Below are 12,760 nucleotides of genomic sequence, written 5' to 3' on the forward strand. Positions count from 1 at the left end.
GGTGATAATGGTTAAGTGGTTAAGTAGTGATGAAATGATGAATGAGAAAAAACTATGCGGGTACTGATCATTGATTACTCGTTACTGATTATCTATTTAAACGTAAAACTTATAACGTAAAACCTATAACTTAATTCGTATGTTTGTTTTAAAAAAACACCAGTATGGACATGCTATTTAAAAAGCTTCCGCTCCTGATTGTATTGTTTTGTGTGAGTTGCTGTGCCAGCGTAAAAGAACAACGGGGTGCACAAAATGAGTCGCAAGTTTTGAAAGATGTAAAAACGCTTTCGTCAACCGAATTTGAAGGAAGGCGTACGGGAACAGCTGGTGCTGAAAAAGCCCGGAAATTCATTATCGAACGATTTAAAAATTTAGATCTTCAGTCTTTTCCTTCTTTTACAGACTATATCCAATCGTTTACGTTGAGTGAAAAAAGCGATTCAAGTCACATCGGCGAAAATGTAATTGCCTATATCCCGGGAAAAATAAAAGAAGCCATCGTGCTATCTGCACATTATGATCATTTAGGAAAAAAAGGCAGCCAACTTTATCCCGGTGCCGACGATAACGCCTCAGGTGTAGCGGCCCTACTGGAATTTGCGCAGTATTTCGCTAAAAACAAGCCTAATTTCACCTTAATATTTGCAGCTTTTGACGCTGAAGAAATGGGATTAAAGGGGGCAAAAGCTTTTGTTGCCGATCCACCACTTGCTTTGGAGCGTATAAAGCTAAATATCAATATGGACATGATTGCCCATAACGATACAGGCGAACTCTACGCTTGCGGTACCTATTATTATCCCCAACTAAAAAAATACATCAATAGCAACCAATCGAGCCTCAAAATTCTTTTGGGGCATGATAACCCTTCTATGGGGCATGATGATTGGACGAATCAGAGTGATCAAGGTGCTTTTCATGCCAAAAAAATACCTTTCTTGTATTTTGGCGTGGAAGATCATAAAGATTACCATCAACCTACTGATACTTACGAAAATATAAATCAAACGTTTTATGTACAAGCTGTTGATGGTATTTTGGAAATTATAAAAACGATTGACAGTAAACTTTCCAGTCAAATTCAAATCGATAAAAACAAGGTAATGTTTTAGTTACCGATTCTGGTTTCAATCATGCCCTTAAATACCTTTTTTTCAGGTTTATTTTTCAACAAATTAATTGGTGCATTTTGGTTATTTTGATTGCTACGAATACTCATGATACGACTCGCTGTCGATATGGTGGTATTGACGCCAAGTTGATTTAGCGCTTCTGCCAGATACGATTCTTTTTTATCGCCAAAATCATAAACGCTAAAATTGTCCAAATCCTGTCCCATCTCATCTACCATATTTTTACCGGAAATCTCATCCCCTGGCGTAAATCCTTTATAGTAATCTCCCTCATTATTTGCATTTTTTGTCGTAAAACTCGGCAAGTACAAGTCATAAATACCTTCCAAGCGCACCGGAAAAAATCCAACAGGTTTACCATACGTAGTAGTCCCTACCAATTTTACCGTTAATGAGGGAACAGCCCGCAGCGAATTAATCAACAGCTCACTGGCAGAAGCCGTATTTGCCGTGACTAAAAAGACTATATTTTTCACACCAGATAAATTGCCTTTTTTAGAAAATTTTGTTGTATTCCCCTGACCATTGGGCGTATAATCGTAATCGGCATAGGTACTTGTCCCCACAATATCTCCCTTACTATTCCGAACAGGTTGATTTTTTAAAATATCTACCTGTCCATCTTGTAAGCTTTGGGTATAATATTCCGTAAACATAGTACCCGAAGTTCCATTAGGAACAATTAAGTTAGCTAAATAGGCGGCCGTAGTGACATAGCCTCCACCGTTGTAACGCAAATCGACAACTAAATCTTCAATGTTCTTAATAGAAAATTTTTGAAATACGTCATCCAGCGCCTCCTCAGAATTATCACTATCCGAGAAACGGGCATAAGCTAAATAGCCAATATTCTTTCCGCTGATGGATAAAATAGTGTCTTTATATATTGGACTACTAGTATAGGCTTTCTTTTCTAAATTCACGGAATAGGCCGTACTATCAGCCTTTTTCCCTTCCAAGTGTACGCTGGAAGGGTCATTGAATAACAAATTGATCGATTGGATATCGGTATCCCAATCATCACCAATTGTTTCGCTCCCAATTTTCGTGATCAGTGTACCTCTAGTCAGTCCGGCTTGAGCTGCTGGTGAGCCCGGAGAAACGGCTTTGATAAAAAGCTCAAAATCATTATCGCTAGGTCCATAAGCACTGATATCATAGATACCAATATCATTACCTTTTCCTTGCAAGTTAACACTACTACTTAAATTTTTTACTCCCGCACTTATTCCATTGGCGTTAGACACATCTTCAATATACGAAAACTTATTAGTGTAAAGCGTATTACCCGAATTATCTTGATAGGTATACACATCATATTTTTCTTGAGTGGATTGTGCTATCGCTAAAAGATTGTTTTCATATTTGGTGAGATTGCTTCCGGAAGTATACTGGCGAGGTTCAAATTGATCATAACAGGGTAATTCATCGTTCCAGTAATAGATCTGTTTAGCGTATAAAAAAATCGAATCATTAGTTAATTCAACTCTATCTGAAGTGGCGGTTTGCTTCGTATTTCCGCATTCTTCATCTTTCGGCTCATCCGCCGATTTATCCTTTTTGCACGCACTGATTAACAAAAGGGATAAGAGGAATAATTGGCAAATTGATTTGATAAACTTATTGTTCATACCCTGTCATTATTGCATTTTTTTTGCAATATACAACAAGTATGGAAGTTTAGGACAACACCATGAAAATTTAATATAACTTAACATTTCCTTCGTAATCCAATATACCTCTTTTGAAGAACATTAATAATCGATATCCAACAAACTACTCAAAGGTATCATAATTCCATTTTTCAATTGAATATAGCTATCGGTAAGCATCCATACCGTAGTTTCTACCCGTTTAGGCCCTTCGGTTGTATTAAAAATGATTTCAGATTTTGACTTAAATTCATTACCTAATCGTACAGCGCTTTGCAATTTGTATCTCAATTCATTTGCGTGACTTTCCGGAGCGTCAATTATTCTAAAATTTTTTATCTCTTCTTTTGTAATTAAATCGGCAATGATAGTACTCATACAAATTCGTTTTAGTTTTTTGGTTTGTTATAGCAATAATAAACAATTGCCAACATAAGTTCAATAGTATTGAGGAAATAAAGCTGTTACAGAAGTCATTTTGGTTATTCATGGGAATAATTGACACAAAAATGAAGAAAGAAAAGCTAAATCACGTTAACAACGTGTGCAAACCGGCTTAAACTTTCCTGTTTTGGATCCAAATCAGTGACTAAATAATCTATCGCATTGATATTACAAACCTTCATTTTCTGTACAGAGTTTAGTTTCTCAGCAATACTGAGAATACCTGTTTTTTGTGAGCATCGAAGCATCGCTTTTTTAATTTGTACAACCTCCCAATCAGAATCTGTGACACCATCTTCCACCGATAAACTATTTGTCCCTAGTAGACAAAGATCTACCCTAATTTCAGACAATTGATTAATTACTTGAGAACCAATGGTTACGTTAGTGCTTCTTGCTAATTTTCCTCCAATTAAAATAACATCATCATTTGATCGTTCTGCTAATTCTAAGGCAACAAGCGGACTAATAGTAAAAAAAGTACATTGCATCTTTTCAGGCACCATACGGGCTAACTCTAACATGGTAGTCCCCCCTCCTAATAGCACCGTCATTCCATCTTGGATTAAAGTCAGTGTTTTCTGAGCGATTATTTTTTTAGATTCGCGTGCATACACTTCATTATCCTGAAAAGGGTATTGAAAAGATTTCGATAAGGCTCCTCCATAAACCTTTAGTACCTTTCCATTTTCTGCCAGTTCGTTGAGATCTCTACGAATAGTATCTTCTGATACATTGAGTTGCACACTTAAATCTGACGATAGAACTTTATTGTGCAAATTTACTTCGCGCATAATAAAAGCCTGTCTTTCTTCTTTTAGCATAACGTTATTTATATTTTGATTAGAATCTGTTCATCAATACAGTGCCAAATCGTAAGTATAGCTGGTAAAAGAGCATCTTTGAAAGCATGCAACATCTCCAGACCAACTCTATAGACGGGCGCTGTTTAGGTTGTAAACTTAGATAAATCGCTCTTCATTCACAAATGCTCATTTTTGACAAGTCTTATGCCTTTATTGTCTTTAAGTTTGTATTAACAATACTATTAAAATGGAATTCTTAGTAAAAAAAGTAGGAGATAAATAGGATATTATTCGCTTTTATCCGAATAAGGTCCTATTTAATATATAATGTAGTCAGCAGTAATTATCCAATTGATTACCGGAAAACACAAGCGATTGTATTAGCCAATAGCGATCTAAATACATCACAAAAAATAAACAACATAAAAAAGCGATATGTGCTAAAAGCGGCCATATAATCAAGCAATAATCGGCACAATACAAGTCAATGAAAGCAGATTCATTCCTTTAATCAGCATTTTTATGCGAATTACCTATAAAAAAAATGCACAAATTTGCATAATCATTAAATTATCAATATTCTTGTAAAAAAAAGCAGCCAACTTGCAAAGGGCGTGCTGAGCTAATTATAACCAATACTGTAGGGCATTTAATTCAGGAAAACAGGTAAACGTGGGAATTTACCGATGGCATTGCAGTACATAAGCTTTTGTTTAAACAGGATTTACCAAAAAATCATCTCCAGACATGAAGAAAAAACTACTACTATTTTTCACAGGAATGCTTTTTGCATCATTACCGCTATTGGCGCAAAAAAGGTTGATTAACGGGAAAATAATATCCGCTAAAGACAAAACTCCCTTACCGGGTGTCTCCATAAAAATAAAAGATTCCTCTGTGGCGACAAGCTCTGATGCTGAAGGGAAATTTCAACTAGAGATTGAACCCAATCAAGTTCTGCTATTCAGTTATGTTGGTTTCAAACACAAGGAAATTACCATAGGCTCTTCAATGTCCATTACAGTTGAATTAGAGGGTAACGAACAGGTATTGGAAGAAGTTGCCGTTACCGCCTTCGGTATTCAACGAGAAGTTAGGAGTCTTGGATTCGCTACCCAAAATGTTAAACCGAAAGAGATTTCCGAATCAAACCAGCCTAACCTGGTCAATGCCATCCAGGGGAAAGTTGCCGGTGTTCAAATAACCAACTCTGGCGGCTCTCCCGGTTCTTCAGCTAACATCATGATTCGGGGAGCGACATCACTCAGTGGGAACAACCAACCACTTTTGGTGGTGGATGGAATACCGATAGATAATACAACCCCTGTAGCGCAAGGTGGTTTAACAGCTACCGAAGCACCAGCAACCAACCGTGGTTTTGATATTAATCCTGAAGATATCCAAGATTTAACGGTATTAAAAGGACCTGCGGCAGCGGCACTTTATGGCATTAGGGCTGCCTCCGGTGCCATTGTCATTACGACCAAAAGAGGAGCTGGCGGAAATGCAACGATAAACTATACGAATACATTCTCTCTGGATGATGTCAATAAACTACCGGAAATGCAACACCGGTACAAACAAGGTGAGCAAGGCGAAAGTGCAGATAATGTACAGGTATCCTGGGGACCATCTCTTAGTTCCAGCGAACCGCTGTACGATAACCTAGGCAAATTCTTTAAAAATGGGTTTGCACAAAACCATGATGTTTCTGTTAGTGGAAGTAACGAAAAAAGTTCGGTTTATACGTCGGCAGCTTGGTACAAACAAAATGGTATCATAAAAGGTAATGACTACGACCGGAAATCATTCCGCCTTAGTGGCGATACAAAAATCGGCGAAAAACTGAAGGTCGGTGGTACAGCCAACTATGTCAAATCCGACCGAACGTATTTCACACAGGGCAGTTTCAATGGCGCAATGGGTGTTTACAACTGGCCCGTAAGTGACGATATGAAAAACTACCTCAATCCAGACGGTTCACAAAGACGACTGGATGTAACAGAATCCGGAAACGATAACCCTTATTGGACCATTCACAATAAACCAATCACAAGTAACGTTGACCGCGTCATTGCCAGTGGTAATATCAGTTACGATCCGGTAGAATGGCTGAATTTGACTTATCGAGCAGGTACTGATTTTTATAGTGAAAAATTCAAGAGTATTACCATGCCGGGAACTGTTGTTCAGGCTTACCAAAATGGCTATATTACTGAAGCTGCCACCACGAATCAGATTACGACATCCACTTTTTTGGCGACATTTAAAAAAGATATTAAGGATGATTTTCACCTAAGCTTTACAGCTGGACATAACTTAGAAACCAGTTTTAGAGAAACAGCCAATCTTAACGGAACTGAATTTGTTGATCCCACGCTTGCCAGCATCAACAATGTAAAGGAAGAGAATCGTCGAACAAGTAAATCCACGATCAGAAGAAGAATAATCGGGGTGTTTGGTGATTTTAACGCCGATTGGAAGAAAATAGCTTTTTTAAATGTGAGGGGAAGAAATGATTGGTCTTCTACCCTTCCGACGAAAAACAATTCCTTCTTTTATCCATCTGTCAGCGGATCCGTAATCCTTACCGATCTATTAAAAGAATTGGGCTCGTATCAGGACGACGCATTTATTTCGTACGCAAAAGTGCGCGCGGCATGGGCACAAGTGGGCAAAGACGCTCTCCCACATAAATTATATTCGATTTTGGGAACCTATATAAATGATTTTACGATCGATCCCAGAGGTTATATATTATATGTAAACGATTATTATGGTAATCCTAACCAAAAACCTGAATTTACAAATTCTTATGAATATGGAGCTGAAGTCAGGTTTCTGAATAATCGTATAGGATTAGACCTAACCTACTACAGAACAACAAGCGATGACCAGATTTTGGGTACACGGACACCTCCTTCTTCAGGTGCATTCCTGATCTATTTGAATGGCGGAGCCATCAGAAACGAAGGCGTGGAAGGTATCCTCAATATCACGGCTATACAGAAAACGGATTTCAGTTGGAATGCGGATATCAACTTCAGCAAAAACAAAGCAACCGTACTTTCCTTACCGGGAGACTTGGATCGGGTAGAATTGTCTGATGCCTGGGTTTATGGCAATTATGCACAAGGGGCAGCTTTTTTGGATAATTCTGTATTTGGCATCAATGGTAGTGTATGGAAAACAAATCAACAGGGGCAGTTATTGCTGGATAATGACGGAAAACCTCAAATTGCAGCGGAATATGCGCAGATTGGTGACCGCAATCCGGATTGGTTAGCAGGCATTACCAATACATTCCGTTACAAAGATTTCACACTATCTTTTATGTGGGATTTCCGCGTAGGCGGCAAAGTATTTAATGCAACTGATGCGGCAATGACTTTCTCAGGCTTAAGCACACAAACCCTAGACCGGGGAACGAAAGTTTTCGACGGCATTATCGAGAGCACAGGAGAACAGAATACAAAAGCAATTGAGCTTAATCAGGACTTCTACCAGACACTCTACGTAAACAACAGCCGGTTTTTTGTTGAAAATGGAGGTTGGGCAAGATTACGCTATGCCAGTTTAACCTATAGTTTACCAAAAAGAGTAATAAATAATATCGGTCTGCAAAACCTATCGTTCACGCTTACCGGTCGGAATCTTTTATTGTTTACCCCTTATTCGGGCGTTGATCCCGAAGTATCGGGAAGTGGTGCCGGTGTTGGCGGTTCCGGTTCTTTTGGTTTTGATAACCTTGGTGTTCCGGCGACGAAGGGAGTGGATTTGGGATTACGGGTGATCTTTTAATCAGTGTACATAAACAAGAACAACATGAAAATCAGCTATATCCAATATGGTATAATTATTATCCTTGTAAGCGCATTGACCGCCTGCAAAAAATACTTAGATGTCAATATTGACCCCGAAAATCCAACCAAAGTTCCTGCAGCCAGTCGTATTATCGGTGCCATTACCACTTCTAACGGTGCTGCTCAATGGCGTGGAAGCAGGGAAATTGCGGGTGTGACACAATATGGTTTAACGGGAAAAACAACAGGTAGCAATCGAAATGCGGAAACCTGGCGTTTCACATCTTCCTATTTCCTTTGGCAAAACACCTATGTGAATACCTTGCCAAATTGCGTAGATTTAACTGTTTTAGGCAATGAAGAAGGAAACCTTCACTTTGTAGGTGTGGGTAAAACGTTGATGGCCTTAAACTTTGGCCTGCTGGCTGATCAGTACGGATCAATAGTCGTAGATGATTTTTATGACGGAATTAACCCCATCCAGCTGACCCCTAAGTTCAATACCCAACAGGAAGTATACGAACGCATCCAAACCTTACTAGATGAAGCTTTAATTGCATTTGATGGGGAAAACCAGATTAACATCAATGCCAATGACGGGGATATTATATATGGTGGCGACATTGAAAAATGGAAAAAATTTGCTTGGGCACTTAAAGCGCGTTATTTAAACCATTTGAGTAAAAAAAGTGGTTTATATAATCCGGATGCTATCATTGATGCCTGTCAGCATGCTTTTGATGGCGATGGAATGGATGCCGAATTTCCATACCTTGCTGCGAAAAGAGTTGACGATATCAATAGCAACCCATGGTCGAGCTGGGGAGGCTTCTCGAGCACGGATGACCCCCGCTACCTGACATGGTCCCAGTTCTTTATTAATATGCTTTCTTCTTTTCCGGTCACTAACAAGCTCTATCAGGATCCACGGATATCAAAAATCATGAAGCCTGGGAAAGATGATGTATACCGAGGGCTCTCCCCCGGTGCCGGCCTGGAGGGAGGACAAGGGCGTTTACCGGATGGATCCGCGGGTGATCCGTTGTTGAAGGATTCTACCTTATATAGTAGATTCAGCAATAGCGGTTTTTATACGAATGAGACTTCCCCTTTTCCGTTCATTACCTATGCAGAAGTAAAATTCATTGAAGCCGAAGCAAGGTTACGGAATGCAGATGTTGCAGGTGCGCTGAGTGCTTACGAAGAAGGTGTCAAAGCCAACATGAGAAAATTAGGTGTTGAATCTTCTGCTATTAACCAATATTGGCAGGCACAGCTTAGCGATGGTTTATCCGGTCATTTTAATGATTTAAACAAAGGTTTAAGCCATATTATGCGTCAAAAATATATTGCACTCTGCCTTCATCCAGAAACTTGGGTAGATATGCGTAGAATGGATTATAGTAAGGAAATATACGGACCATCATTTACCCGGCCAACTAATTTAAATACGGTTATTTTCGATCAGAACAATGAAAATCAATGGATACAGGCCATGGTTTATGAAAACAATGAACAAACTAGAAATCCGGATGCAGTAGGTGATAATACGGAGAAATATAGACTGTTAACCCCACTTTGGTGGAATGTTACTGAATAAAACTAAGATTGATAGCATGAAATCAACTTACTTTCTTCTACCTTTGAGTTTGTTTTTATGTATCGGATGTTCCCAAAAAACCTTTAGAATAATCGATAAACCGATTGTTTGGAACAAAGAACGTCGGTTATTGAGCATAGACTACTTGAAAAATAGACATGGGATAACAACTGATTCTGCCACAATCAATCCGAAAATTGTTGTATTGCATTGGACAGCAATACCATCTTTGGAGGCATCCTATGATGCCATGAATCCCCCTACTTTGCGTAATACTCGAAAGGATTTAACAAACGCCAGTATTTTAAATGTTTCTTCCCATTTTCTAATTGATCGGGATGGAACTATCTTTCGACAACTGCCCGATACCGCTTTTGCTAGACATGTTATTGGACTCAACTATTGCGCTATAGGCATTGAAAATGTTGGAAGCAATAAGGCCAAATTGACAAAAGCACAACTAAAAGCAAACGAACAACTTATTCGATATCTCCAAAAAAAATATCCCATTGAATATGTGATTGGCCATTATGAATATAATGACTTTAGAAAGCATCCCTTGTGGAAGGAGACGGATACGACCTATCGTACTGAAAAAACGGATCCCGGAAAACGTTTTATGAAACGAATACGAAAACACATTAAAGACCTCCATATTAACGCAGTGCCTATCTATAAATAAAGAAATCAAATTATTGGGATTTAAATCTATGACGCCTAAGAAAACCAATAGAAATGTGAGGCTTTATAGAAGTTTTAGTATCTTACATCGAACAAATTGAACCATCATGATCAAATCCATCTTCATAGGTGTATGCACTGCTTTAGTCACCCTATCGTCTGTAAGCAATACATCACCTCTTCAAAAGCGTTCGATAGCCGCAAATACTTCTACAGCTGATAGTATACATACGATACTTACTGGTGCCGACCAGCTTGATGCATACTTACCTTTACTGCAAGGTAAGAAAGTAGGCTTAATGGGTAATCAAACATCAATTGTTGGTCCGGATAAAAAACATCTAGTAGATGTACTGCTTGAAAATAGAATTAATCTAGCCTTTGCTTTCGCTCCAGAGCATGGTTTTAGAGGCGATATTGAACGTGGCGAAAAGGTCTCCAACGATCGGGATGAAAAAACAGGACTTCCTTTGTATTCCTTATACGGTAAAAATGAAAAAGCAGACTCCATCGTGAACACCGTAGATGTTATGCTCTTTGATTTACAAGATGTAGGCGCACGATTCTATAGTTATATCGCTTCCATGCATCGGGTCATGCAACTCTGTGCAGACCACCATAAGAAAATAATTATATTGGATCGACCCAATCCCAATGGAGATCAGGTAAATGGTCCCGTCAGAAAAGATGACAAATTCAAATCTAATATCAGTTTCCACAAAATTGCCATGATCCATGGCCTAACCGTAGGCGAACTAGCACAAATGATTAATGGCGAGGGTTGGTTAAATGGCCATAAAAAATGTGATCTTACTGTTATTAAGCTAAAAAACTGGGATCATAAAACACCTTATCAGTTGCCAGTTATTCCGTCACCCAGCCTTCCCAATTACACATCAGTTCGTCTATATATGTCTTTATGCCTTTTTGAGGCAACGGACGTCAGTATTGGGAGAGGAACAGATTGGCCTTTTCAGGTAATCGGTTACCCGAATAGGGCTTTTGGTAAATTCATCTTTACCCCAGGCACCAAACCAGGCATGAGCGCTCATGTTGAACAACAAAACAACCGCTGTTACGGAATAGACTTACGTCAAGTAGACGCTGCTAAAAGCACATTCACTCTAAAATATTTAATCGATTTTTACCACATCGCAAAACAGCAAGGCCTAGGCGACAAATTCTTTACCCGACCTGATTTTTTCAATAAGTTAGCGGGAAACAACCAATTACTTCAGCAGATTAAAGCAGGAATGACCGAGCAACAAATTATGGATAGCTGGAAGCCTGAACTAGAAACCTATAAAAAAATGCGCAAAAAGTACCTATTGTATCCCGATTTTGAATAATCTTAATCGCAGGTGAGGGGTACGAAAATGGAAAAGCAATTCTTCATAGGTGTTTAGCTACATAGGCGTATTTTGAAAAGCTTTGCTCTTCGTTTACCTATCAATTATTAAGCACTTATTTTTATAGATGAAATAATTAAATTTACGGCCGGAACGCTAGCGACATTGAGGGAATCTGTTTCTGCAAGAACCCACAAAATAAAATTAGTGTCTCAAATAGTTTGACATGCGTGTTTATAATAAAACAAAAATAAAAACGCAAAAAAGTGCATATCTTAATTTAGCAAAAGGTAAGATGTGATTTAGACACATAGAAGAAGATGGACAACACTACTGAAAAGGAATCTTATTACAATGATTTAGAAAAAATGTCTGTTAATGATCTATTAACAAACATTAACAAAGAAGATCAAACCGTATCACTGGCTGTTAAACAATCGATTCCTCAAATCGAGGCGCTTGTAAAAGTTACAGTTGAGAAAATGGAAGACGGCGGACGATTATTCTATATAGGTGCCGGCACAAGTGGACGATTGGGGATATTGGACGCCTCTGAGTGCCCGCCGACATTTGGTGTTCCTTTTGATTGGATCATAGGCATCATTGCAGGTGGTGATACCGCAATTAGAAAGGCAGTTGAATTTGCAGAAGACGACAAGCAACAGGCTTGGAAAGACTTATCAGAACATAGCATCAACAGTAAAGATGTATTGCTTGGTATTGCAGCTTCAGGTACTACGCCCTATGTCATTGGCGGATTGGAAGCAGCCAACCAAGTAGGAATAACAACAGGTTGTCTAGTTTGCAATGCGCAGACACCGATGTCCAAAATTGCTCAATTTCCTATTGAGGTGATTACTGGCCCTGAGTTTGTAACCGGATCGACGCGCATGAAAGCCGGTACTGCCCAAAAACTGGTATTGAACATGCTAAGCACCTCGATCATGATTAGGTTAGGACGAGTAAAAGGAAATAAAATGGTTGATATGCAACTGACTAATACTAAATTATTCAATAGAGGCACACGGATCATTATGGAAGAAGCTGGGGTAAACCAGGAAAAAGCGAATGAATTACTAGAAAAATACGGTAGTGTACGTAGAGCTATTGAGCATATACAGCAAATAAAAGCTATCAAGTAAAAAACTGGTGTATTAGAGCTTATTATTGGTTATGCTTTGCCAATTTGCACCCAACGCTGGCAGCACACAACCAAATGCGCGTTGATACGTGTTATTTATGTCTTCTAGCTTGTTACATGCGTCTTAATATTTAAAAATCCGAATGAG

General features: G+C 38.8%; 9 protein-coding genes. 6 read left to right on the forward strand and 3 right to left on the reverse strand.

Annotation, left to right across the window (positions count from 1 at the left end; genetic code table 11):
- Positions 1–164 precede the first annotated feature (164 nt).
- Complete coding sequence (locus ABD930_RS07915) at positions 165–1,115, forward strand: M20/M25/M40 family metallo-hydrolase (protein WP_345231180.1); 951 nt, start codon at positions 165–167, stop codon at positions 1,113–1,115.
- Here ABD930_RS07915 and ABD930_RS07920 read toward each other — a convergent pair.
- The 3 genes from ABD930_RS07920 to ABD930_RS07930 all read right to left on the reverse strand — a co-directional run bounded on the left by ABD930_RS07920 (position 1,112) and on the right by ABD930_RS07930 (position 4,056).
- Positions 1,112–2,767 carry a S41 family peptidase gene (locus ABD930_RS07920; RefSeq protein ID WP_345231181.1) on the reverse strand — a complete coding sequence of 552 codons (1,656 nt, stop codon included), beginning with the start codon at positions 2,765–2,767 and terminating at the stop codon, positions 1,112–1,114. The genes ABD930_RS07915 and ABD930_RS07920 overlap by 4 nt on opposite strands.
- A 123-nt stretch (positions 2,768–2,890) precedes the next feature.
- Positions 2,891–3,166, reverse strand: coding sequence for a hypothetical protein (locus ABD930_RS07925; RefSeq protein WP_345231182.1), 276 nt, complete (start codon positions 3,164–3,166; stop codon positions 2,891–2,893).
- A gap of 146 nt (positions 3,167–3,312) precedes the next feature.
- On the reverse strand, positions 3,313–4,056 hold the full coding sequence (locus ABD930_RS07930; RefSeq protein WP_345231183.1) for a DeoR/GlpR family DNA-binding transcription regulator: 744 nt from the start codon (positions 4,054–4,056) through the stop codon (positions 3,313–3,315).
- Between the two features lie 729 nt (positions 4,057–4,785).
- Between ABD930_RS07930 and ABD930_RS07935 the strand changes: the two genes are divergently transcribed.
- From ABD930_RS07935 to murQ, 5 genes are all read left to right on the forward strand, one after another.
- Positions 4,786–7,839: a SusC/RagA family TonB-linked outer membrane protein gene (locus ABD930_RS07935; RefSeq protein WP_345231184.1), complete on the forward strand. Its 3,054-nt coding sequence runs from the start codon at positions 4,786–4,788 to the stop codon at positions 7,837–7,839.
- A gap of 24 nt (positions 7,840–7,863) precedes the next feature.
- Complete coding sequence (locus tag ABD930_RS07940) at positions 7,864–9,441, forward strand: SusD/RagB family nutrient-binding outer membrane lipoprotein (protein ID WP_345231185.1); 1,578 nt, start codon at positions 7,864–7,866, stop codon at positions 9,439–9,441.
- Positions 9,442–9,457: 16 nt separating this feature from the next.
- A complete protein-coding gene (locus tag ABD930_RS07945) occupies positions 9,458–10,123 on the forward strand; it encodes an N-acetylmuramoyl-L-alanine amidase (RefSeq protein WP_345231186.1) in 666 nt (221 codons plus the stop codon).
- 106 nt (positions 10,124–10,229) lie between these two features.
- A complete protein-coding gene (locus ABD930_RS07950) occupies positions 10,230–11,471 on the forward strand; it encodes an exo-beta-N-acetylmuramidase NamZ family protein (RefSeq protein WP_345231187.1) in 1,242 nt (413 codons plus the stop codon).
- A gap of 320 nt (positions 11,472–11,791) precedes the next feature.
- Positions 11,792–12,613 carry an N-acetylmuramic acid 6-phosphate etherase gene (murQ, locus tag ABD930_RS07955; protein ID WP_345231188.1) on the forward strand — a complete coding sequence of 274 codons (822 nt, stop codon included), beginning with the start codon at positions 11,792–11,794 and terminating at the stop codon, positions 12,611–12,613.
- Positions 12,614–12,760: the final 147 nt, after the last annotated feature.

This window comes from Olivibacter ginsenosidimutans (genome assembly GCF_039542865.1).
Lineage (GTDB): Bacteria > Bacteroidota > Bacteroidia > Sphingobacteriales > Sphingobacteriaceae > Olivibacter > Olivibacter ginsenosidimutans.